This window comes from Beutenbergia cavernae DSM 12333 (assembly GCF_000023105.1).
In the GTDB taxonomy this organism is placed as follows: Bacteria; Actinomycetota; Actinomycetes; order Actinomycetales; family Beutenbergiaceae; genus Beutenbergia; species Beutenbergia cavernae.
This window is the reverse complement of sequence record NC_012669.1, coordinates 2,012,302-2,035,303: the sequence shown is the minus strand read 5'-3', so window position 1 is coordinate 2,035,303 and position 23,002 is coordinate 2,012,302. Positions and strand designations below refer to the sequence as shown.

The following is a 23,002-nucleotide window of genomic DNA, read 5'->3' as shown; positions in this document are numbered from 1 at the left end:
TTTGACATCGGTTCTCATCTAAGGAGAGAATCGTTCTCATGCCACTCCGCTCGACCTCGACCCGTGCTGCCGTCGCGGCCCTCACCGGCGCCGCCGCCCTCGCCCTCACCGCGTGCGGCCAGGCCGCTCCGGCGTCCGACGACGGCCGGCTCGACGTCATGGCCTCGTTCTACCCCCTGCAGTTCGTCGCCGAGCGCGTGGGGGGCGACGCCGTCACCACGTCGAGCCTGACGCCGGCCGGTGCCGAGCCGCACGATCTCGAGCTCTCCCCCGCCGACGTCGCCTCGCTCGGCAACGCCGGGCTCGTCGTCTACCTCTCGGGCTTCCAGCCCGCCGTCGACGACGCCGTCGCGCAGGCCCAGCCCGAGCACGTGCTCGACGTCGCGGACGCGGCGCGTCTCGAGGTCCACGAGGAGGAGCACGAGGGCGAGCACACGGACGACGGGCACGACCACGACGGCGCGTCGGACCCCCACTTCTGGTTGGACCCGACGCGGTTGGCGGACGCGGGCGACGCCGTCGCCGCGTCCCTCGCCGAGACCGAGCCGGACCGGGCCGACGAGTTCGCGGCGAACGCCGCCGACCTGCGCGCCGAGCTCGAGGAGCTCGACACCTCGTTCGCCGACGGCCTCGCCACGTGCACGAACCGGACCATCGTCGTCTCGCACGAGGCGTACGGGTACCTCGCCGAGCGGTACGACCTGCACCAGGTCGGCATCTCCGGCGTCGATCCCGAGGCCGAGCCCTCGCCCGCACGACTGCGTGAGATCTCCGACGTGGTGGAGACTGAGGGCGTGACCACGATCTTCACGGAGAGCCTGGTCAACCCGCAGGTCGCGCAGGTGCTCGCGGACGACCTCGGGGTGACGACGGCCCTCCTCGACCCGGTCGAGGGGCTCACGGACCCGGACGCCGACTACCTGACGATCATGCGCGCCAATCTCGACGCGCTGAGGACGGCGCTCGACTGTGCCTGACGTCCCCGCCGACGTCGGCTGCGCGGCGGACGACGAGCTCACGCCGGCGGTCCTGGAGACGCGCGCGCTCGACGTCGCGATCGGCGGCTCCCGGATCCTTGCCGACGTGGACCTGCGGGTCGACGCCGGCGAGTTCGTCGCCCTGCTCGGCGCCAACGGCTCCGGCAAGTCCACGCTGGTGCGCACGCTCGTCGGGATCCAGTCGCCCAGCGCCGGGCGCGCCCTGCTGTTCGGCGTGGACGTCACGCAGCGTTCTCGCGTGCCGTGGACCCGCCTCGGGTACGTGCCCCAGCGCTCGACGGCGGCCTCGGGCGTTCCGGCGACGGCGCTCGAGGTGGTCGTCGCGGGCCTGCTGGCGCACGGGCGCCTCCGTCCGCCGCGCGGCGCGCGCGCACGGGCACGGGAGGCGCTCGACCGCGTCGGCCTCGCGGACCGTGCGCACCGCAGCGTCGGCGAGATGTCCGGCGGGCAGCAGCAGCGCGTGCTCATCGCGCGCGCCCTCGCGCGCCGGCCCGAGCTCCTGGTGCTCGACGAGCCTCTCGCCGGCGTCGACCGGCCGAGCCAGGACGCGTTCACCACCACCATGGCGCAGCTGCGCGACGAGGGGACGACAGTCCTGGTGGTGCTCCACGAGATCGAGGCGTTCGTCCCGTTCATCTCGCGGGCGGTCGTGCTCCGCCACGGGCGCGTGGTGCACGACGGCGCCCCGCCTCGCCCGGCTCCCGGCCACCGCGGCGTCGGGCACGAGCACACCCACGCGCACGCCACCGAGGCCGCCGCGGCCGCCGTCCCCGGCGCGCTCCACGTCGAACCCTGGAGCACGACGTGACCGACTGGCAGACCGTCACCGAGATGCTGACCAGCCCGCTCATGCAGCGCGCGCTCATCGCCGCGGCGCTCGTCGGGCTGGCCGCGCCGGTGATCGGCACCTACCTCGTCCAGCGGCGGCTCGCCCTGCTCGGCGACGGCGTCGGGCACGTCGCGCTCACGGGCGTGGCCGCCGGGTGGCTCGTCGGCAACGCCATGGCGCTCACCCCGCACGACGTGCTCGCCATCCCCGGCGCGATCGTCGCCGCCGTCGTCGGCGCGATCCTCATCGAGGTGGTCCGGGCACGGGGGCGCACGAGCGGGGACGTCGCCCTCGCCCTGCTGTTCTACGGCGGCATCGCCGGCGGCGTGCTGCTCATCGGCATCGCCGGCGGCACCAACGCCAACCTCATGGCGTACCTGTTCGGCTCGATCTCCACGGTGAGCGTCTCGGACCTGTGGCTCATCGTCGGGATGGGCGTCGGGGTGCTCGTCGTCGGCCTCGGTCTGCGCACCGCCCTGTTCGCCGTCTGCCAGGACGAGGACTTCGCACGGTCCACGGGGCTGCCGGTCCGCGCCCTCAACCTCACCATCGCCGTCGTGGCAGCGCTCACCGTCACCGTGTCGATGCGCGTCGTCGGCCTGCTGCTCGTCAGCGCGGTCATGATCGTGCCGGTCGCCGTCGCGCAGCTCGTGGCCAGCTCGTTCGGCCGCACGATGGCCGTGGCGATGGGCGTCGGGGTGGTCGTCTGCGTGACCGGCCTCGTCATCACGTACATCCGCCCGCTCGCGCCCGGCGCGATGATCGTGGTGCTCGCGATCGCCCTCTACGCTGTGACTGCCGCCCTGCGACCCGTCGTCGCGCGCGTGCGCGGGCGGGCGGCAACGGCCCACAGGGACCCTCATCCGGACCTTCCGGACGACGTCGTGCTCACCAAGGAGGGCAGCTGATGCAGCGCATGACGCGACAGCGTGCCGCCGTCTCCGAGCTGCTCGAGCAGGTCGAGGACTTCCGGAGCGCGCAGCAGCTGCACGAGCTGCTCCGCGAACGCGGCGACGCCGTCGGTCTCGCCACCGTCTACCGCACCATGCAGGCGCTCGCCGACGCCGGCGAGGTGGACGTCCTGCGGAGCGACGACGGCGAGTCGATCTACCGGAGGTGTGCGCGGCGGACGCACCACCACCACCTCGTCTGCCGCGTCTGCGGCCGCGCCGTCGAGATCGACGCGGCCGCCGTCGAGCGGTGGGCTCGCCTCATGGGCGAGGAGTACGGCTTCACCGAGGTGGACCACACCGCCGAGCTCGTCGGCACCTGCGCCGAGTGCTCCCGCGCCGCGAGCGCGCCCGCCCGTGCGAAGGTGTCGGCGCAGCCGTGACGGTCGCCGGCTCGCTCCTCGAACCGACGGACGACGTCGCCGCCGCCTACGGCCTCGACGGGTTCCCGTTCGGCTGGGTCGTCGTCGCCCTCTTCGGCATCGTGCTCCTGCGCGCCCAGGCCACCTACTGGCTGGGCCGCGCCGTCGCCGCGGGTGTGTGGCACACGCGCCTCGCCAGCCGCCTCGACTCGCCGGGGATGACGCGCGCGCTCGGGTTCGTGCACCGGTGGGGGCCGCTCGCCGTCACGCTCAGCTTCTTCACCGTCGGGTTCCAGACGATGGTGAACGCCGCCGCCGGCCTCGTGCGGATGCCGTGGCCGAGGTACACGATCGCGATGGTTCCGGGCTGCATCGCGTGGGCGTTCATCTACGCCACGGTCGGCCTCGGTGCGTTCCTGGCGATCGCGGCCGCGGCGACCGGTTCCGGGTGGGGCATCGCCGCGTCAGCGGTGCTGCTCGCCGCCGTCGTCGCCGCGGTGGTCGTGACGCGCCGGCGCCGGCGCGCCGCCGCGCGGGACGAGGTCCCTGTCGAGACCGCCCCGCGCGGCTGAGCTCGCCCGGCTCCGGACCGCCCGGCCCTGTCCGTCGGATCTGTCCGCCGGAGCTAGATCGCCCACCGCACGCGGGAGGGCGCCGACTCGTTCCACAGCCGGTCCAGCGCTGTCACGGCGTAGGAGTACGGCGTGCCGGGCACCGCGCTCGCGTCCAGGTAGTCCTGGACCAGGTGCCGCTCGGCGCGCTGCGTGGCGATGAGCGTCGCGGGGTTCTCGACGTCGATCTCGCGGTGGTGGCCCTCGACGCGATAGATCGCGAACGACGTCGCCCGGTGCCGACGGCCGCCGATGTCCGTCCAGTGCACGCGGACGCCGTCGTCGCGCCAGTTCGCCAGAGCGAGGAGGGGTGTCCGCACCTCCGTGCCCGGCAGGTGCGGCATCGTCGGGACCAGTGCGGGGTGCACGTAGTAGCCGTCGCGCACCAGGGACATCGAGCCCGCCGGGTCGGCCGGCACGTGCTTCGCCGAGAAGTAGACGTTGCCGTGCACGGGCCCGACGGTCTCGGTCACGTCGCGGTCGAGCGCGAGGTGGTTCGCCAGCTCGGCCGGGTCGGTGAAGACGCCGGAGGTCACCTTGTACAACGCCTCCCCGATGTACAGGTGCGTCCCGCTGGTCGCGGCCACGTCCGCCCACCAGGGCACGAGCACCGAGTAGTCGGCGACGGCGAGGCCGATCTGCCAGTAGACCTGCGGGTTGATGTAGTCCAGCCAGCCCTCCAGCACCCACTTCCGGGTGTCGGCGAACTGCAGGTCGTAGGACTGGGAGCCGCGCGTCGCGGACCCGAGCGGGTCGGTGGTGTCGTTGCGCCAGATCCCGAACGGGCTGATGCCGAACTTCACCCAGGGCTTGACCTGCTTGATCCGCGCGGAGATCGACGAGATGAACGTGTCGACGTTGTGCCGACGCCAGTCCCCGACGTCGTCGAACCCGGCGCCGTACGTCGCGTACGTCTCGGCGTCCGGGATCGTCTGCCCGGCGACCGGGTACGGGTAGAAGTAGTCGTCGAAGTGGACGCCGTCGATGTCATAGTTCTCGACGGAGTGCAGGATCGCCGCCTGGATGTGCTCCTGCGTCTCGGGGAGCCCCGGGTCGAAGTAGAGCTTGCCGCCGTACGGCCAGATCCAGTCGGGGTGCACGCGCGCCGGGTGCTCCGGGACCAGCTGCGCCGGGTCCGCCTGCATCGACACGCGGTACGGGTTGTACCAGGTGTGCAGCTCAAGGTTGCGCTTGTGGGTCTCCTCCACGATGAACGCGAGCGGGTCGTAGCCGGGGTCCTGGCCCTGCACGCCCGTGAGGTACTGCGACCACGGCTCGTGCGGCGACGGCCAGAACGCGTCAGCGGTGGGGCGCACCTGGACGAACACGGCGTTGAGGCGGAAGTCCTGAGCGACGTCGAGCCAGTGCAGGTACTCCGCCTGCTGCGCCTCGGCGCTCAGGCCGGTGGCGGACGGCCAGTCGATGTTCACCACCGACGAGATCCACATCGCGCGCAGCTCACGCTTGAGGAACGCAGCGGGATCCGCCGACGGCGTGGCCGCCGCCGGCGTCATGGAGCCGACGGTGACGGTGAGCGTGCTCGCCGCGACCCCGGCCGTGGCGAGTGTGAGGAACGTGCGGCGTTGCACGCCGTGCGGGGCGCCGTCGTGCGTGTGGTTGAGCTGTCCCACCGTCTCTTCCCTTCGTTGGGCCGATCGATGGTTGGTAAGTTACACGCACGCCTCCGCAGGCGTAAGCCCTTGACATGGCGGGGGTGAAGTCGCGCTTGCCGGGCTCCGGTCGGCGTGGTGCACACGCGGGACCGCCGAGGAAGGACGTCCCCCATGGGTCGCATCGTGGTGCAGCAGTTCGTCTCCGCCGACGGCTTCGGAGCCGACTCGAACGGCGCGTTCACGCTGTTCGACGACATGGGCGGTGGAGCGAGTCGCGAGTTCGACGAGGCCAACGCCGAGTGGGCGTCGGCGATCGGCGCGATCGTGCTCGGCGCCAGCACCTACCGGATGTTCGTCGAGTACTGGCCCACGGACGCCTCCGAGGCGGATCCGATCGCGGATCGGCTGAACGCCGCGCCGAAGTACGTGCTGTCGCGGAACCTTCCGGCGGCGCCGTGGGGTGCCTACGCCCCGGCCACGGTGATCGCCGGCGACGCCGCCGCCCTGGTGCGAGAGGTCGCCGACCGCCACGGCGACGTCGTCGTGTGGGGCAGCTTCGACGTGACCGACCAGCTGTTCCGGGCAGGCGCCGTCGACGATCTCCGCCTCGTGGTGCTGCCCGTCCTCCTCGGCGACGGCGTCCGCCCGGTGCCGACCGACCTGCGCCGCCGGCCGGTGGAGCGCGTGGCGTCGCGTGCGTTCCCCGACGGGCTCGTGGAGCTGGAGTACGCGCTCAGTCCTCGGTGAGGTGCTCCGACGCGACGCAGAACTCGTTCCCCTGCGGGTCGGTCAGCGTGATCCAGCGGAACGCATCGTCTCCGCGCTTCGCGACGAGGCTCGCCCCTGCCGCGACCAGCTCGTCGGCCACGGCGTCCAGGTCGTCGGTCGTCGCGAAGTCGACGTGCACCTTGTTCTTGCCGGGGGTCACAGCGTCGACCTTCTGGAACGCGAAGGCCCCGCCCGGGCCCTGGACGATGTAGAACCACCCGTCGTGCTCCGCCACGACCTGTCCCCCGGTGACGTCGGCCCACCACCGCGCGAGCGGCCCGGGGTCGGTCGAGTCGGTGGTCACCTGTCCGATGCTCAGCGTCATGCCCACCACCCTAAGGAGCGAGGCCGACATCGGCGGGCCACGCCGGCGTCGTCTCATCCGAGATGGCCGCAGCTCCCGGGGGGTCAGGCGGACGGCGCGTCGACGGCCCCGCCGTAGCGCCGGTCCCGGCGCGCGTACTCGAGCGCCGCTGCCCACAGGTCCCGGCGGTCGACGTCGGGCCACGGCTTGTCGAGGAACACCATCTCCGCGTAGGCCGACTGCCAGATGAGGAAGTTCGAGGCGCGCTGCTCTCCCCCGGTACGCAGGAACAGGTCGACGTCCGGCATGTCCGGTTCGTCGAGGTGGCGCGCGAGCGTGCGTTCGGTGATCCGCTCGGGGTCCAGGCGTCCGGCGGCCACCTCGCGCGCGATCGCCCTCGTGGCGTCGGCGATCTCCGCGCGGCCGCCGTAGTTGACGCACATCGTCAGCGTGCAGAGCGCGTTGTCACGCGTGACCCGCTCCGCCTCCTCGAGCTCGGCGATGACGCTGCGCCACAGCCGCGGCCGGCGCCCCGCCCAGCGCACCCGGACGCCCCAGGAGCTCATCTCGTCGCGCCGCCGCCGCAGCACGTCCCGGTTGAACCCCATGAGCCACCGCACCTCGGCGGGCGAGCGCTTCCAGTTCTCCGTGGAGAACGCGTACGCGCTGACATGGGTGATCCCGAGCTCGATCGCGCCCGCCACGACGTCGAGCAGCACGGCCTCGCCCGCCGCGTGGCCCTCCGTGCGGGGCAGCCCACGGGCGTTGGCCCAGCGCCCGTTCCCGTCCATGACGACGGCGACGTGACGAGGTACCAGCTCGGCCGGGATCCGTGGGGGTCGCGCCCCGGACGGATGCGGCGGTGGCGCGACCGGCGCCGTCGTCGTGGACGCTGCGGAGCGCCGCCGCCCCGAGCCCTCGGGACCACCACGCCTCACGCGCGCTCCACGTGCCGCAACGACCGCAGCTGCCGCTCGAGGTGCCACTGCAGGTACGCGGCGACCAGCCCGCTCGACTCGCGGCGATGCCGTTCGTCGCTCGCGTCGGCGAGGGCCCAGTCGCCCGCCAGGAGCGCTCCGAGCAGCAGGAACGTCTCGGCCGCCGGAGCCGCCGCGCCCGGCGGGCGGCACGCCTGGCACAGCGCCCCGCCCATCGGCGCGGAGAAGGCGCGGTGCGGGCCCTCGCGGCTGCACCGCGCGCAGTCGGTGAAGGTGGGCGCCCACCCCGCGACGGCCAGCGAGCGCAGCAGGTAGGAGTCGAGCACCAGCGTCGGGGCGTGCGCCCGCTCGGCGAGCGCGCGCAGTGCGCCGACCAGCAGCAGGTACTGCTGGGTGGCCGGCTCCCGTTCGATCTCCGTCAGACGTTCGGCCGTCTCGACCATCGCCGTCGCCGTCGTGTACAGCGCGTAGTCCCCGACGATGCTGCGCCCGTGCGGCGCGAGCGTGTCGACCTGCGTGACGACGTCGAGGCTGCGCCCGGCGTACAGCTGCAGGTCGATGACGCCGAACGGCTCCAGCCGCGCGCCGAACTTGCTCGACGTGCGACGCACACCCTTCGCCACGGCGCGGACCTGGCCGTGGTGCCGGGTGAGCAGGGTGAGGATGCGATCGGCCTCGCCGAGCTTGTGGGTGCGCAGGACGACTGCCTCGTCCCGGTACAGCTTCACCGAGTCATTCTCTCCCGGGGCACCGACACCGGCCTCACGGCTCGCCGACGGCGCTCGCCGCGCCGTCGCCGGCCGACCGGCTCGCCGCGGCCGGGCCCACGCCGGCGTCGAGGAGCCGCTCGACGTACTTCGCGACGACGTCGACCTCGAGGTTGACGCGGTCCCCGGGAGCAAGGCCGCCGAGCGTCGTGCCCGCGAGCGTCGACGGGATGAGCGAGACGCCGAACGTCGTGCCGCCGACGTGGGTCACCGTCAACGAGACGCCGCTGACGGCGATGGACCCCTTCTCCGCGACGTACCGGAGCAGCGGGGCCGGCGCGTCGAGCTCGAGGTCGTCCCAGCGCGCGCCGGGCGCACGGCGCACCAGGCTGCCGACGCCGTCCACGTGCCCCTGGACGAGGTGGCCGTCGAGCCGTCCGTCGGCGCGCACCGCCCGCTCGAGGTTGACGCGGTCACCGGCTCGCAGCGCGCCGAGCGTGCTGCGGCGCAGCGTCTCCGGCATGACGTCGAGCTCCACCTCGTCGCCGTCGCGTCGCGTGACGGTGAGGCAGACGCCGTCGACGGCGAGCGAGTCACCGATCCGCTCGGGTGCGAGGCCGCGCACGGTGAGCCGGGCGGCGTCGTCGTCGGCCCGCAGGTCGACGACGACGCCGATCGTCTCGACGATCCCCGTGAACACGTTCAGCGCACCGCACGGTTGACGGCGGAGACGATGGCCTTGAAGGACGCCGTCGTGATCGAGGCGTCGAGCCCGACCCCCCACAGCACCTGGCCGTCGACGTCCGCCTCGACGTACGCCGCGGCGATCGCGTCCCCACCTTCCGAGAGGGCGTGCTCCGTGTAGTCGATGACGGCGACCTCGACGCCGCGCTGGGCGAGTACCGCCGTGAACGCGTCGACCGGGCCGTTCCCGCTCGCGCGCAGCTCGTGCTCGGTGCCGTCGTCGAGGAGCGCGACGACGAGCGCGTCCGGCTCGTCGCCCGCGGACGAGGACACCTGCGTGGAGCGGAGCTCGAAACGGCCCCAGTGCTCGAGCCCGGACTCGTCCGACGCCGGCAGGTACTCGTCGGTGAAGATCTCCCACAGCCGGTCGGCGGTGATCTCGCCGCCGTCGGCGTCCGTGTACCGCTGCACGATGCGGCTGAACTCGATCTGGAGCCGGCGCGGCAGGTCCAGGTGCCGCTCGGTGGACATGAGGTACGCGACGCCGCCCTTGCCGGACTGGGAGTTCACACGGATGACGGCCTCGTAGCTGCGGCCGACGTCGTGCGGGTCGACGGGCAGGTAGGGCACCGCCCAGGCCACCGCCTCCTCATCGCCGCCGGCCGCCTCGACGTCGGCGGTCCGCTTGTCGAAGCCCTTCTTGATCGCGTCCTGGTGCGATCCCGAGAACGCCGTGTACACGAGGTCCCCGCCGTACGGGTGACGCGGATGCACGTCCATCTGCGTGCAGTGCTCCACGGTGCGCCGGATGCCGTCGATGTCGGAGAAGTCGATCCCCGGGTCGATGCCCTGGCTGTACAGGTTCATCCCCAGCGTGACGAGGTCGACGTTGCCCGTGCGCTCCCCCTGGCCGAACAGGCAGCCCTCGATGCGGTCGGCCCCCGCGAGCACGGCGAGCTCCGCGGCGGCGACGGCGGTGCCGCGGTCGTTGTGCGGGTGGACCGACAGCGAGACGTGCTCGCGCCGCGACAGGTGGCGGCTCATCCACTCGATCTGGTCGGCGTAGACGTTGGGGGTCGCTCGCTCCACCGTCGCCGGCAGGTTGAGCACGATCTCCCGGCCGTCCCCCGGCTCCCAGACGTCCATGACGCCCTCGCACACCTCGAGCACGTAGTCGAGCTCCGTGTCGATGAAGATCTCCGGCGAGTACTCGTACCCGAAGATCACGTCGGAGTCGAGGTACTTGTCGGCGTAGTCCATGACGTCGCGGGTGCCCTCGGTGGCGAGCCGCTTCGTGCCGTTCTTGTCCGTCCGGAACACCACGTCCCGGAACACCGGGGCCGTGGCGTTGTACATGTGGACGGTCGCCCGATGTGCACCCACGAGCGACGACACCGTGCGGTCGATGAGGTCGGTGCGCGCCTGCGTGAGGACCGAGACGGTGACGTGCTCGGGGATCGCGTCCGACGTGATGAGCGACCGGACGAAGTCGAAGTCCGTCTGGCTCGCCGCAGGGAAGCCGATCTCGATCTCGGTGTAGCCCATCCGGACGAGCAGCTCGAACATCTGGTGCTTGCGGGCCGGGTCCATCGGCTCGATCAGCGCCTGGTTGCCGTCCCGCAGGTCGGTCGAGAGCCACCGGGGGGCGTGCGTCATGCGACGTGACGGCCACTGCCGGTCGGGCAGGTCGATGCCGTTCACGTCGAGGAAGGGCCGGTACTTGCCGATCGGCATCCGGCGTCCGTCCGGACGGGTCGCGTCAGGCCGGGTCTGTGCTGTGGTGTTCATGGGTTCCTCGCCGCTCTGGGTCAGTCCTTCGTGGGGGCCTTTCTCGGCCGGGCACGACAACCGCCGCGACGAGGGGCCGGCCTAGTGGGCCTCGTCGCGGCAAGGAAGAAGCTGCGAGAGCTGCTCTCGGGAGCACACGTCAAGCACGATAGCGCACGACGGCGCCCGGCCGCCCCGCACGGTCGCGGACCGTCGTGGGTCACGGGCTCGTCACTGGCTCGCGAGCCGCGCGGCGTCCTCGACGACGAGCACGAGGGCCCCGAACCGCACCCGCGCCCCGATCGGCACGACCTCGGGGATCCAGGGCGCGCACGGACGGGTACCGCCGGGGGTCTCGAGCACCGTCCCGTTCGTCGAGGCCCGGTCGGTGACGGTGACGACGCCGTCGGCGATCTCCACGAGCAGGTGCGTCTTGGAGACGGACCGGTCGGCCACCGCGACGAACGCGTCGACGTCCTCGCCCTCCCGGGCGCCGGGCGAGCGCCCCACCAGCGTCCGGCCGGCCTCGAGCGCGGTCCCGTCGCTCAGGCTCACGCGCACCTGCGGCGGTTCGGCAGGACTCGACAGCCGGGTCGCCTCGACGTCCTGGCGCAGGAGGGTCGAGTCCTCGACCTCGTCCGGCCGTGTGGCGGGCGGCTCGGCCGGGGGCACCGGGACGGCCGGCTCGGCCGGGGGCACCGGGGCGGGTGCAGGCGCCGGCGCTGCACCCGGCACGGCGGGCGGCGCGAAGCCGGGCACGGCGGTGACGATCCCGTGCGGCGCACCGGGAGCCGCGGCGTCGGCCGCCGTGCTCGGCGTCGCACCCTCGCCTGCGCCGGCGACCTTCGCGATGGGCGCCCCGGTGGGCCAGCGTGCGATGTCGTCCGCCGAGGGCGAGGTGGCGGGACCCGTCCAGGCGCCGTGGTCGGGGTCAGGGCCGGGCCCGGGTGCCGCGGCGGTGGCCACGGCGGCAGGCGTCGTCCCCGAGAACCCGCGCTGGATCCGGATGACGCCGAGCGCCACGGTGACCCCGGTGACCCAGGACGCCACGGAGCCGAGGAGGAGCGGGAGCGCCGTGCCGACACCCTGCGGTCCGCCCAGCGCGCTGACGCCCTGCAGCACGGACCCGATCCCGCCGAGGAGCAGGAGCGCGCCGAGCACGACGCGCGCGATCCCGGTGCCGCCGAGCAGCTGCCCGAGGCCGAGGAACCGGTCCTCCCGCCCGATCGCCAGCCACCCCTGGAGCGCGCGGGACAACACCGTGCCGGTACGGATGACGCCGACGCCGAGCACCGCGCCGAGCACGCCCAGCGCGAGGCCGACGAGCAGCATGACGATGCCGACGACCGTGCCGAACGTGCCGGTCGCCATCGCGCCGACGCCCGTGCCGAGGAGCGTGCCACCGATCGCCCCGCACACCCAGGCGGCGAGCGCGAGCCAGAACCGCGACGGCGCCGCGTACGCGGGCGCGAGCGCCGCGATCGCCTCCCGGCGGTAGGTGAGGCGGGCGCCGTCATTCGGCCAGGGCCCCCGGAACGCCTCCCCGACGTACGGCTGCGCAGGTGCGGGCACCGCGGCGGCGGTCAGCGACATCCCTCGACCTCTATCTCCCCGAGCGGCGCAACGACCGCACGGACACACGCGAACGGATCCGGCGGTGCCACGGCACCCCGGTGCGCAGTCGCGTGACGGCGGAGTCGACGTCGGCCCAGAAGGCCTCGACCTCCACCGGGTCGGGCTCGGTCGGTGCGAAGACCCCCGCGTCCGCACGGTGCGCGAGTGCCACGGTACCGCCCGAGGCCTCGCCGAACCGCGTCGACAGCCCGCGGGCGTGCTCGGAACGCGTCATCACCGACCTCGACCGGTGGCCGAGGTCGGTGGCGTTGTCCATCAGCTCGGACCAGCCGCCGGCGATCCGTTGCGTGCCCTCGCCGTGCGAGCGGCGGCGGCGCCGTCGGCGGGCCTTGAGCACGGCCACGACGACGAACGGAGCGACGACGACGAGCAGCGGGATGCCGATCGCTGCCACGTAGCCGAGGACGTTCGACAGGACGCTCTCGCGGTCGGGGCTGGAGTCCTCCACGTCGACCTCGTCGCGGTCCTGCGTCGGGACGTCGGGCGCGGCCACGGGCGGCGGCGGCGGCTGCAGCACCTGGGGCTGCGGCCGGTCCTGCGGCGACGGGTCCTCGCTCTGCGGGACGTTGTCCTCGTCCGGGGTGGGGTCGAACGCGACCCACCCGACGCCCTCGAACGGAATCTCCACCCACGCCGTGACGTCACCGCCCTGCACGGCCCACTCCTCGCCGGACTCCCCCTCCGGGCGTTCGAAGCCGAGCACGACGCGCGACGGCCATCCGAGGCTGCGGGCCATGAGCGCCATCGTGGCGGCGTACTGCTCCTCGTCGCCGATCATCTCCTCCTCGCCGAGGAGCGTCGCGAGACGCGCGTACCCGTGCCCCGCCTCCGACGGCGCGTCGCCCTCGAGGCCGTGAGAGAAGTAGCCCTCGTGGGCCAGCCCGTCGGCGAGCGCGCGGGCGCGGTCGACGTCGGTCGTGGCCCCTTCCACGAGACGCCCGGCGACGCTGCCGATCAGGTCGGGGAAGTTCTGCGCGGTCGGCATCTGGATGTCCGCGATCGGCTGCCCGTCGAGCTCCTCGGCGGTGGTCGCGGCACGCGGCACCGTCGTCAGCCGGTACGCGTCGTCCTCGCCGAGGCCCTCCGTGGTCAGCACGGTGCCCGTGGTTCGGTTGACGTAGAGGCCGTCCGCCAGCGCTGCGGCGTCGACGTCGGTGAAGTCGAGGTCCTCGACGTCGCCGATGGTCGGGATCCACACGCCGTCGTACGCGCCGATCCGCACGCCGATCCCGGTCGCGTCGGGGTCGAGCTCGGTGACGAACCGGTCGGTGGCGCGCCGGAACTCACCGCCGCCGGGGGCGCCGTCGGCGGTCACGTCCCAGACGGTGCCGTCGTAGGAGTCGAGCGTCGCGAGGCGGACGACGGCGCCGGGCTCCACGCCGTCGAACGTGAACATCGTCTCCTCCTCGTGCAGCTTGAGGTAGGCACGGAAACCGGCCAGCGGGCTCGGGTAGTCGTGCTCCAGCGGCGGCGGGACGACGACGTCGCGCAGCACGAATCGGTCGGCGTCGCCCGGTCCGCCGAGGACGCCGACGCCGGCGCCGAGCGCACCCACGAGGGCGAGCGTCGCGACCGCCGGGGCGCGGCCCGGCTGCAGACGGCCCGCACGCCACGTCGTCCAGCCGAGCCCGACCACGACGGCCAGGACGCCGACGACGACCGGGAGCACGGTCTGCGTGGTGCCGAACAGGATCGCGATGAGGCCGACGACGGCCGGCGGGACGACGGCGAAGGTGGCTCCGCGGCGGGCGCGCAGCGCGATCGTGACGGCGACCAGGGCCGCGGTGAAGCCGAGCGCGTACGGGACGACGAGCGTGAACCCGGACGCCCCGAGCGGCGGCAGCAGCGTGAGGACCTGCTTCCACGCCTGGACGATGCCGACGCCGAACGCCTGCCAGGTGTCCGGCGTGGGCACGATGCCGGCGATCGCCGTGTCGGGAGCGGCGAGCCCGGAGGTGGCGAGGACGACGACGAGCGCGACGGCGACGACCACGAGCGTCGGCCAGCGGCGCCACGCACCGGCGACGGCCACCCCCGCACCGAGCGCGACGCCCCCGATCCCGGCGGCGAGGGCGCTCCCGGTGAGGTAGACCGGCCACAGCGGCACGAGCGCCAGCAGCACGAGCAGCACGGGGACGGCGACGTCGGCGGCGCGGGCGGCGGTCCACCAGCTCGCGGCGCGGGTGCTCGAGCGGCCCGCGGCGCGCGTCGTCGGAGCGGCGGCGGCCGTCATCGCTCGGCCTTGCGGTGGGCGCGCGGCAGCTCCGTGAGGGAGCCGATCTCGAGCACAGCGAGCCCGGAGACCCGCCGGACGAGCGTCTCTCCGCCCGAGTGCGCGCGGATCGCGAGCACCTGGGCGCCGGACGGCAGCACGGACGCCGCGGCACGGAGCTGGTGCGGTGTCACGCCCGACCCGCACGCCATGACGACGATGGACGCGCGCGGGAAGTCCCGGCTGACCTCACGCGCGCCGTCGACGAGCGACGCGGTCCCCGAGCCGAGCTCGAGGCGGGTGAGCTCGTCGAGCAGCTGGTCGGCGGTTCCGGCGCGCAGCGCCTCGTGCGTGGTGAGCGCAGAGAGGTCGCGCTCGTCGCGGACCGCCTGCAGCCCGAACGACCCGACGGAGCTGATGGCGAGCTCGAACTCGGCCTCGGCGGCGTCGCTCGCGTAGTCCCGCCGGTTCCGCGAGAGCAGCAGCACGAGGTGCGAGCGCCGCGTCTCGACGAACTGGCGGACCATGAGCGTGCCGGTGCGTGCGGAGGACCGCCAGTGCACGGTGCGCCGGTCGTCGCCGGGGGTGTACTCGCGCAGCGCGTGGAAGCTGAGGTCGGCGCTCGTGAGGTCGCGGGACTCCCGGCCCTCGAGGTCGTGCACGTACCCCGCCGACGAGCTCGACAGGCGGATGGTCCGCGGGTGGACGTACAGCTCCTGCGGCTCGGTCCAGGTCACGGTGCGGCGCAGCAGCCCCAGCGGGTCGCCGCGCACGGAGCGGACCGGGCCGACCTGGATGACGCTGCGCCGCTGCGTCGGGATCGCGAAGAGCTCCTCGTGCTCGCCGCCGGCCGGGAGCGCGGGGAGCGCGAACCCGGCCCGTCCGGCCCCGACGGGCAGCTCGATCCGCGCGGGGAGCACGCGGTGCTCCCCCACGTTGACCACGTGGATCCCGCCCATGGCACGTTCGCCGACGACGACGCGGTGGTCCCGCAGACGCAGGCTGACGGCGTAGGGGTGGCGGCCGATCGTGAACGCGATCGCGGCGACGAGCACCGCCCCGAGTCCCGCGGCGATCGCGACGAGCTCGACCCAGCCGAGCACCGAGCCGGCGATCGCCGCCGCGACGACGACGCCGAGGGTCACCCACGCGGCGCGGCTCACCCAGTGCAGCGCGCCGGAGACCCGACGGACGCCGGCGACGAGCGTGGCCGCCGTCGTCGCGAACAGCGCGGCGCGCGTCGTCGTCCCGGCATGCGGCTGCGCGGCCGCCTCCTGGGAGGCGGCCGGCGGGCTCGTCCGGGTCTGGCTCATGCGCTCGATCGTCTCCGGCTGCGTGCGCCTCAGGCCTCGACGCCGGCCCGCTGCTGCGGCGGGACGACCTCACTGAGGATGCGGGCGAGCGAGAGGGTGGCCGTCGCGCCCTCGAACTCCGCCTCGGCGTCGAGCACGAGGCGGTGCGCGAGCACGGGCTGGGCGAGGTCCTTGACGTCGTCGGGCACGACGTAGTGGCGGCCCTGCGACGCGGCCCAGGTCTTGGCGGACCGCACGAGGGCGAGCGCGCCGCGGACGCTGACGCCGAGGGTGATCTCGGGGCTGTTCCGCGTCTGCTCCGCCAGCCGGGAGACGTACTCGAGGACCGCGGCGTCGACATACACGGTGGACGCGAGGTCGGCCATGTCCACGACCGCCTGGGCGGTGATCATCGGGGCGAGCGTCGCCGTGCGGTCACGGACGGCGGCGCCGGAGAGGATCTGCAGCGTCGCGGCGTGATCCGGGTAGCCGAGCGCCGACTTCATGAGGAACCGGTCGAGCTGCGCCTCCGGGAGCCGGTACGTGCCCGCCTGCTCGATGGGGTTCTGGGTCGCGATGACGAGGAACGGCCGGCCGACGTCGTGCGGCGTGCCGTCGATCGTGACGCGGCCCTCCTCCATGACCTCCAGGAGCGCGGACTGCGTCTTCGGCGAGGCGCGGTTGATCTCGTCCGCGAGCACGATGGACGCGAAGATCGGGCCCTGGTGGAACTCGAAGCGCTTGGACTCCTGGTCGAAGATCGTCACGCCGGTGACGTCCGACGGCAGCAGGTCCGGCGTGAACTGGATCCGGCTGTGGCTCGACTGGACGGTCGCAGCGAGGGCTCGCGCGAGCGACGTCTTGCCCGTGCCCGGGAAGTCCTCGAGCAGCATGTGGCCGCCCGAGAGCAGGCACGTGAAGGCCAGCCGGATGGCGTCCGGCTTGCCGAGCACGGCCAGGCCGACGTTGTCGACGAGACGCGTGAACGTGTCGGCGAACCAGGCCGCCTGCTCGGGCGTCATGGTCGCCTGCTGGGTGTCAGTCGTGGTCATGGGTTCCTTCTGCTCGTGGTGCCGACGCGGCGCCTCACCATGGACTCGAGTCCTCCAGCGTGACCGGGCCGGTGATGCGCACGTGCATGGTGCCGCCGCACGTCGTGCCGAAGTGGCCGGTCGCCTGGTAGCGCGAGCTTCCGCCCAGCGGGACGTTCGAGTAGTTGCGCTCGTACGACCCGCACCCGGGGATCGAACCGGTGGACCAGAAGCGGATGTTGTAGCTGCCGGAGGGCAGGTTCACGTAGTCGAACGCCGAGTAGTAGCAATCCCCGCCACCGACCTCGCAGGTGCGTCGGTCGCCGTGCACGGAGTTGATGCTGCGGGCGGGCGGCGGCGGGTCGTTCGTCCGCAGGCTCGCGCTGCCCGTCTCCGTCTGCGTCGGACCGCTCACGCCGAAGCGCACCTGGATGTCCCAGGTCTGCTGGTAGCCGTTGCCGACGGTCACCGCACCCGAACCGGCGCCCTGCCAGCCGGACCAGCCCCCGCCGTTGACCCGCGTGCGGTAGTCGTACACAGCCACGGGACGTCCGTTGGCGTCCGGACGGTTCCAGGTGAACCGCACGGCCTGGTCGCCGGAGCGCGCGGCGCTGACGCTCGGCGCGGCGATCGAGCCGTACGGCGTGGCGGCGTTGGAGGCCGGGCTGTCGTCGGCGCAGTACGTGTTGCAGGCGCGCACCTGGAACGTGTAGCTCGTGCCGTCGGCCAGGCCGTTCGCGCGGTGTCCGCTCCCGAGCGCCTGCCAGCCGCCGCCGTTCGCCGAGTACTCGTAGCGCGCGATCGCCTGACCGTTGCTGGACGGCTCGCTGAACGTCAGCTGCACCTGGCCGTCGGACCCTGTGGGGGCGGCGGACACGGACGTGATCCGGTCCGGCTTGCCGAACGAGCGCACCTCGTTCGACCTCGGGCTCACCGGCGAGTCGCCCGCCTTGTTCCGGGCCATGACGGTGAACGAGTAGTCGGCGCCGTTGTCGGCGCTGATCGTGTGCGACGTCGTCCCGGGCGGCAGGGTGATCGGGGCGAGCGCCGAGTTGTTGCGGTACGGCGTCAGGACGTACCCGCGGATCGCGTCGCCGTTGTTGGGCGGGGCGGTCCACGACGCGCTCACCCGCCCGCCGAGCGGGGTGTCCTCGCGGCTCGCGCTCGGCGCCTGCGGGCGGTCAGGCACCCCGGCGGGGATCTCCGGCGCCGACCACGCGCTCCACTCGCTCGGGTCCGGCGCCTGGTTGTGGGCGCGGACCCGCACCTGGTACGACGTGCCGTTCTGCAGACCCGTCCACACGTAGGAGTTCGTGACGCCGAGCGCCACCTGCCCGGACCCCGTCGACGGCGAGATCTGCAGGTCGAACGCGTCCACCGGCGACCCGTTCGAGTTGGGCGTCGCCCAGCTCACCGTGAGCTGGCCGTCGCCGAACTCCAGCGTGGGCGCCGCGGGGGTGTCCGGCTTGACGTCCGGCCGCGCCACGCCCGACGGCGCGCTCGGCTCGCCGGTGCCGACCTTGTTCACGGCGGCGACCTGGAACGTGTACTCCACGTTGTTCGTCAGCCCCGTGAGCGCGCAGGTCGTCGTGGCGCACGTCTGCGAGAAGCCGTTCCCGGTCACCTCGTAGCCGGTGATCGGCGCACCGTTGTCGATCGGCGCCGTCCACGTCAGCGTGACCGTGCGGTCGCCCACGCTCACCACCCGCGGGGGCGCCGGCACCTCCGGCACGCCGATGACGTTCGCACGCACGCGCGCCTCGACGCGGCGGTCCGGGTCCTGCGTCGCGTCCTGCACGGCGTAGACCACGACCATCCGGCCCACGAAGTCCGCCGCCGGCGTCACCGTCACGTTCGAGCCGTCGAAGGAGACGCCGCCGGAGCCGGTCTCGATCCGCGCGTCGACGATCGTCCGGTCGCCGTCGCCGAACGGGTTGGAGTCGTTCGCCAGCACGTCGACGGAGGCGCTCTCCCCCTGCTCCACCTCGCCGAGATCGTCGTCGGCCGCCGTGATCAGCGGCTCGCGGCTCGCCACGGCGAGCGCCTCGACGGCCCCGACCACCGGCTCGTTGACGCCGTCGGAGACGCTGACCTCGAACGGTGCGACAGTGCCCTTCGGGGTGTCGACGTCGGCCACGATCTCCAGCACGGTGCCGCCGCGCAGCTCCGCCGAGAACCCGTCGGGCTGGGACACGAGCTCGAACGTGAGGTTGTCGAGGTCGGCGGCGTCCGGGTCGTCGGCGAGCCGCGTGAGGTCGACGGTGACGGCCTCGGGGCTGCCCGCCTCGACCTCGATCTGCGTCCCCCGCAGCGTGGGCGGCCGGTTCTCGAGCGGCAGGACCTCGATCGGCAGCGTGAGCACCGACGTCAGCCGCTCGGGGTCGTCGACGTCGGCCGCGTCCGTGACCTCGAACGTCAGCGTCGCCGGGCCGGAGTAGTCCTCGGCCGACGTGAACGTCAGCGTGCGCGCGTCGACCACGAGCTGTCCGCCGTTGCTGTTCGTGGCTGACACCGTGCTCGCGTCCGTGAGCTGGACCGGGTTGCCGCTCAGGGCGATGACGTAGTCCTCGAGCGCGATCTCGACAGGCTCCCCCGAACGCACCTCGACGGGCTCGACGTCGGTGCGCAGCGCCGGGCCGGAGTCCTCGACACCCGGGACGTCGATGAAGGCGTACGTGGTCTGGTCGTCGATGTCGGTGATCTGGTACGTCACGACCTGGCGCTGCGGCGTCAGCGTGACCCGCACCTCCTGGCCGACGACCTCCGCGTTCTCCTGGCCGTCCGGCAGCGTCACGGTCAGGTCGTCGGTGGTGCCGTCCGGGTCCGAGTCGTTGGCGAGCACCGGCACGTCGACCGACTCGCGCTCGAACAGCTGGGCGACCGGGACGATGTCGTCCTGCGCCACGGGGCGCAGCAGCGGCGCGTCCGGCGACACCTCCAGCACGAACGACCCGACGGCGCTCCCGCCGTGCCGGTCGGTGATGGCGTACTGGATGGGGTAGGTGCCGGACTCGGCGGGCGTGGTGAGGACGAGCCGGTTGTTCTCGGCCGCCACCTCGAGGCCGGCGGCGTCGACGACGGCCGGGTCGTCGAGGTAGAGCGGGTCGCCGTCGGGATCGGTGTCGTTCTCGAGCACGTCGACGACGACGTCGCGGCCCGGGCGGTACCAGGCGTCGTCGCGCACCGCCACCGGGTTCCGGTTGAGCAGCGGCGGCTCGACGACGCCGACCGAGATCTCACCGGTCGCGACCTGGCCCTGCCGGTCCCGCACGGAGTAGCTGAACCGGTCGGTGCCCGTGACGGAGTTGTACGCCTGGTAGTCGAGGTAGTCGGGGCCGATGGTGACGACCTGGCCGAGCTCGGGCGCGGAGTCGAGGCCGAGCAGCTGGACCGAGTCGCCGTCCGGGTCGATCCCGACGAGGTCGATCGGGATACGCACCAGCTCGGTCTGGAACGCCCGCGTCTCGACCGGCTCGGGCTGGGGAGCCTGGTTGCCCTCGTCGGCCACCACGTTCACGACCACGTTCGCCGACGCCGACTGACCGTTCTCGTCGGTGATCTGGTACGTCGCGACCTGCTGCCCCGGAGAGCTCGGAGCCTGGTAGCGCAGCACGTCCTGGGTGGCGAACATGACCCCCGCCTCCGGCGGCACGGGGACCTCGGCGTCGAGGCTGAAGTCGACGCCGCTCGGGTGGGAGTCGTTCGCCAGCACCGGGATCGTCACGTAGTCGCCGACGCGCACGGTGGCGCTGTCCTCGACGGCGACCGGCGGCTGCGGCTGCGCGTTCCCGCCGAGCGGCATCACCTGGACCTCGCCCTGCGCCTGCGCGACGCCGTTGGAGACGGAGTAGCCGAGCGTCACCGGACCCGTGAGCGTGCGGTCGGCGCTGATCCGCAGCAGCCGGTGCTCGAGGACGGCCACGTGCAGGCCGAGCCCGTCCGGCACGTCGACCTGCTGGACGGCGAGCACCTCGCCGCGCGGGTCGGTGTCGTTGACGAGCACGTCGAGCATCACCTCGCCGCCCGGCGGCAGCAGAGCGGTGTCGCGGACGGCGGTGGGGGGACCGTCCACCGGTTCGACGACGTCGACGCGGATCAGCCCTTCCGACGTCGCGCCGTCGTCGTCGGCCACGAGGTACGTCGTGTCGAACGACCCCGCCTCGGTGGGCGTGAACGCGATCGTCCCGTCCCAGTCGAGCGTCGGGTTCGTCTCGCCGGCGGCGAAGGGCTGCACCTGGGCCAGGCGCAGGCGGTCGCCGTTCGGGTCCTGGTCGTTGACGATCGGCTCGAGCACGACCGGCTCACCGACGTACGCCGTGGCGAAGTCGAACACGGCGACCGGCTTCGCGTTGCCCTCCGGCAGCACCTCGACGGTGATCTCGAGCTCCGCGACCTCGCGGTTGTCCGACACCGAGAGCGTGACCGTCTTCTCGCCGTCGGACAGGTTCGCGTCCTCGAACGTCACCGTCCCGTCCGGGGTGTACCGCACGGTGTCCTGCTCGTTGTCGACGCGGGCGCCGACCAGCACCAGGTCGTCGCCGTCGGGGTCGCGGATGTCCGTGAAGACGTTCATCGACACGGTCGCTCCACGTGCGGCCCGCATCGTGATGGCGCGGACCAGCTCCGGCGGAGTGTTCGACTCCTCGCCGATGACCTCGAGCGAGATCGTCGCCGTGTCCTGCTCGCCCCGGCCGTCGTCGATCGTGTACTCGAGGTGCGCGCTGCCGGACGCGTCCTGCGGCACGGTGATCTGCAGCGCCCGGTTCCCGAGGATCGGCTCGATCGTCCCGACGTTCTCCGGCGGCGAGTCCACCTGGGTGACGGTGACGAGGTCACCGTCGGGGTCGGAGTCGTTGTCCAGCACCGGCAGGATCGTCGTCCGCCCGGGCCGCAGGCCGAACTCGTCGTCCGTGGCCGTCGGGGGCCGGTTCTCGGCGTCGCGGTCGAGCGGCACCTCGTCGCGGATCTGCTGCTGGGACTCCTCCTCCTCCTCGGACGGGTTCGGCGGCGGAGTCGTGTCGGCCCAGTCCTCGATGAGCTTGAGCGTGTCCTGGATCATCCAGATGTTGCCGGAGACGAGGTCGTTGAGGACCACGACCTCCCGGTTGACGCGGAACGCCAGCTCGGCGTTCGCCGGGACCTCGGGAACCGGGAGCGAGACCGGCTCGTCGCGGCACAGCCGCAGGTAGGTCGGTTCGCCTCCGGACCACGCGCCGTGGGTGCAGCCCGCCACGACGACGGGCTGAGCCGGAGCCCCGGGGCTGCCGACCTCGGCGACCACCGGTGTGCCGCCGGCGAGCGGGACGCGCACCAGGGCGTCCGGCGTCGACAACGAGACGGTCGAGGCGGCCGGCCCGGACGCCTGGAGCCGCACCGTCGAGAGGTCGTTCTCGGCGAGCTGCTCCACGTCGGTGAGCTCGACGGTCGCGCGCTCGGGCTGCACGAGCTGGACCCGGGTCCGGGTCGACACGGCCCCGCTGTCGGCGTCCTCGACGCGCTCCTCGCGCGAGACGAGGAGCACCGGGTCGGTGCCGACGGTCGTGAGCTGGAGGTCGGCCTCCGCGAGCTCGCCCTCGAGCCGCGACGACAGGTCCCACGTGGGCAGCTCGACGCCGGGCGCCGCGCTCGCGTCCTCGCTCTCGCCCTCCGTCGGCTCTGCGCCGCCGGCGGCCTGCAGCGCCGCGGCGTCCTCCGGGCTGATGGCGGTCAGCGTGCGTTCCGTGGGCGAGAAGGCGTACGTGGTGCCGGCGTCGTCGACGGCGATCACGCCGTCGGCGCCGAGGTTGACGAGCGGCGGGATCTCCTCGTCCTCGAGCGTCGCGAGGGACGCGATGTCGGCGGTGCGCACGTCACCGGTGTCGATGTCGAGCACGGCGACGACGTCGCCCCCGAGCGCGACCTGCGCGCGGGCCGGGATGGACGCCCCACCGGCGAGCGCCACGGCGGCCGGGTCGATGCGCTGCACCTGGCGAGCGGCGGAGTCGACGACGAGCACGTTGGACGCCTGCTGCAGCAGGTCGAACTGCGTGCTGGCTGCGTCCAGCTGCGCGTCGACCTCCTCGATCGGTCGGTTCAGCCGGCCGATCCGGGTGTCGCTCTGACTGTTGACCCACACCCCGCCGTCGTTGAGGTCGACGTCGGCCGTGGCGACGCCGTCGTAGTCGAGGCTGAGCGCGACGACGGTGCCGAGGGCCAGCGAGATCACCGTCGCGCTCGCGATGCGGGACCGGTGCCGGCGCAGGCGTTCGCCCAACCTCACTCGCTCGTTCCCCCTCCGGGTCGTCATCGGGCAGGCGCGCAT

General features: G+C 73.2%; 17 protein-coding genes. 6 read left to right on the top strand and 11 right to left on the bottom strand.

The window, feature by feature from the left end; genetic code table 11:
- Positions 1-38: 38 nt before the first annotated feature.
- From BCAV_RS08940 to BCAV_RS08920, 5 genes are read left to right on the top strand one after another with little or no spacing between them, the layout of a single operon-like run.
- Complete coding sequence (locus BCAV_RS08940; protein ID WP_015882271.1) at positions 39-977, top strand: metal ABC transporter substrate-binding protein; 939 nt, start codon at positions 39-41, stop codon at positions 975-977.
- Positions 970-1,806 carry a metal ABC transporter ATP-binding protein gene (locus tag BCAV_RS08935; RefSeq protein WP_015882270.1) on the top strand — a complete coding sequence of 279 codons (837 nt, stop codon included), beginning with the start codon at positions 970-972 and terminating at the stop codon, positions 1,804-1,806. The genes BCAV_RS08940 and BCAV_RS08935 overlap by 8 nt, the downstream gene beginning before the upstream one ends.
- Positions 1,803-2,735, top strand: a complete 933-nt coding sequence (locus BCAV_RS08930) for a metal ABC transporter permease (RefSeq protein WP_015882269.1) — start codon at positions 1,803-1,805, stop codon at positions 2,733-2,735. The genes BCAV_RS08935 and BCAV_RS08930 overlap by 4 nt, the downstream gene beginning before the upstream one ends.
- Positions 2,735-3,160: a Fur family transcriptional regulator gene (locus BCAV_RS08925; protein ID WP_015882268.1), complete on the top strand. Its 426-nt coding sequence runs from the start codon at positions 2,735-2,737 to the stop codon at positions 3,158-3,160. Before BCAV_RS08930 ends, BCAV_RS08925 begins: the two co-directional genes overlap by 1 nt.
- Positions 3,157-3,711 carry a DedA family protein gene (locus tag BCAV_RS08920; RefSeq protein ID WP_015882267.1) on the top strand — a complete coding sequence of 185 codons (555 nt, stop codon included), beginning with the start codon at positions 3,157-3,159 and terminating at the stop codon, positions 3,709-3,711. The genes BCAV_RS08925 and BCAV_RS08920 overlap by 4 nt, the downstream gene beginning before the upstream one ends.
- Positions 3,712-3,764: 53 nt before the next feature.
- Here BCAV_RS08920 and BCAV_RS08915 read toward each other — a convergent pair whose 3' ends face one another.
- Positions 3,765-5,381, bottom strand: a complete 1,617-nt coding sequence (locus BCAV_RS08915) for a glycoside hydrolase family 10-like protein (RefSeq protein WP_015882266.1) — start codon at positions 5,379-5,381, stop codon at positions 3,765-3,767.
- Positions 5,382-5,534: 153 nt separating this feature from the next.
- Between BCAV_RS08915 and BCAV_RS08910 the strand changes: the two genes are divergently transcribed.
- On the top strand, positions 5,535-6,110 hold the full coding sequence (locus BCAV_RS08910) for a dihydrofolate reductase family protein (RefSeq protein WP_015882265.1): 576 nt from the start codon (positions 5,535-5,537) through the stop codon (positions 6,108-6,110).
- Here BCAV_RS08910 and BCAV_RS08905 read toward each other — a convergent pair.
- From BCAV_RS08905 to BCAV_RS08860, 10 genes are all read right to left on the bottom strand, one after another.
- Positions 6,097-6,456 (bottom strand): VOC family protein, encoded by a 360-nt coding sequence (locus BCAV_RS08905; protein WP_043346895.1) that lies wholly within the window; start codon positions 6,454-6,456, stop codon positions 6,097-6,099. The two genes, BCAV_RS08910 and BCAV_RS08905, sit on opposite strands and share 14 nt — an antisense overlap.
- Positions 6,457-6,539: 83 nt before the next feature.
- Positions 6,540-7,373, bottom strand: a complete 834-nt coding sequence (locus BCAV_RS08900; RefSeq protein WP_083769997.1) for an isoprenyl transferase — start codon at positions 7,371-7,373, stop codon at positions 6,540-6,542.
- Positions 7,370-8,101 (bottom strand): DNA repair protein RecO, encoded by a 732-nt coding sequence (recO, locus tag BCAV_RS08895; protein WP_015882262.1) that lies wholly within the window; start codon positions 8,099-8,101, stop codon positions 7,370-7,372. The genes BCAV_RS08900 and recO overlap by 4 nt, the downstream gene beginning before the upstream one ends.
- A gap of 34 nt (positions 8,102-8,135) precedes the next feature.
- Positions 8,136-8,780, bottom strand: a complete 645-nt coding sequence (locus tag BCAV_RS08890; RefSeq protein ID WP_015882261.1) for a riboflavin synthase — start codon at positions 8,778-8,780, stop codon at positions 8,136-8,138.
- 2 nt (positions 8,781-8,782) lie between these two features.
- Positions 8,783-10,552 carry a 2-isopropylmalate synthase gene (gene leuA / locus BCAV_RS08885; RefSeq protein ID WP_222836678.1) on the bottom strand — a complete coding sequence of 590 codons (1,770 nt, stop codon included), beginning with the start codon at positions 10,550-10,552 and terminating at the stop codon, positions 8,783-8,785.
- A 210-nt stretch (positions 10,553-10,762) separates the two neighbouring features.
- A complete protein-coding gene (locus BCAV_RS08880; RefSeq protein ID WP_015882259.1) occupies positions 10,763-12,124 on the bottom strand; it encodes an FHA domain-containing protein in 1,362 nt (453 codons plus the stop codon).
- A gap of 10 nt (positions 12,125-12,134) precedes the next feature.
- Positions 12,135-14,399 carry a transglutaminase-like domain-containing protein gene (locus BCAV_RS08875; protein ID WP_015882258.1) on the bottom strand — a complete coding sequence of 755 codons (2,265 nt, stop codon included), beginning with the start codon at positions 14,397-14,399 and terminating at the stop codon, positions 12,135-12,137.
- Positions 14,396-15,691: a DUF58 domain-containing protein gene (locus tag BCAV_RS08870; RefSeq protein WP_015882257.1), complete on the bottom strand. Its 1,296-nt coding sequence runs from the start codon at positions 15,689-15,691 to the stop codon at positions 14,396-14,398. Before BCAV_RS08870 ends, BCAV_RS08875 begins: the two co-directional genes overlap by 4 nt.
- Positions 15,692-15,720: 29 nt before the next feature.
- Entirely contained in the window at positions 15,721-16,722 is a 1,002-nt protein-coding gene (locus BCAV_RS08865) for an AAA family ATPase (protein ID WP_015882256.1), read from the bottom strand.
- A gap of 34 nt (positions 16,723-16,756) precedes the next feature.
- Complete coding sequence (locus BCAV_RS08860; RefSeq protein WP_050761707.1) at positions 16,757-22,954, bottom strand: Ig-like domain-containing protein; 6,198 nt, start codon at positions 22,952-22,954, stop codon at positions 16,757-16,759.
- Positions 22,955-23,002 lie beyond the last annotated feature (48 nt).

What these genes read in the sequence shown, in the direction of transcription:
- BCAV_RS08905 (WP_043346895.1), bottom strand. Translation starts at nt 6,456, where the DNA reads ATGACGCTGAGCATCGGACAGGTGACCACCGACTCGACCGACCCCGGG.
- BCAV_RS08875 (WP_015882258.1), bottom strand. Translation starts at nt 14,399, where the DNA reads ATGACGGCCGCCGCCGCTCCGACGACGCGCGCCGCGGGCCGCTCGAGC.
- BCAV_RS08865 (WP_015882256.1), bottom strand. Translation starts at nt 16,722, where the DNA reads ATGACCACGACTGACACCCAGCAGGCGACCATGACGCCCGAGCAGGCG.
- BCAV_RS08870 (WP_015882257.1), bottom strand. Translation starts at nt 15,691, where the DNA reads ATGAGCCAGACCCGGACGAGCCCGCCGGCCGCCTCCCAGGAGGCGGCC.
- BCAV_RS08910 (WP_015882265.1), top strand. Translation starts at nt 5,535, where the DNA reads ATGGGTCGCATCGTGGTGCAGCAGTTCGTCTCCGCCGACGGCTTCGGA.
- BCAV_RS08880 (WP_015882259.1), bottom strand. Translation starts at nt 12,124, where the DNA reads ATGTCGCTGACCGCCGCCGCGGTGCCCGCACCTGCGCAGCCGTACGTC.
- BCAV_RS08925 (WP_015882268.1), top strand. Translation starts at nt 2,735, where the DNA reads ATGCAGCGCATGACGCGACAGCGTGCCGCCGTCTCCGAGCTGCTCGAG.
- leuA (WP_222836678.1), bottom strand. Translation starts at nt 10,552, where the DNA reads ATGAACACCACAGCACAGACCCGGCCTGACGCGACCCGTCCGGACGGA.
- BCAV_RS08940 (WP_015882271.1), top strand. Translation starts at nt 39, where the DNA reads ATGCCACTCCGCTCGACCTCGACCCGTGCTGCCGTCGCGGCCCTCACC.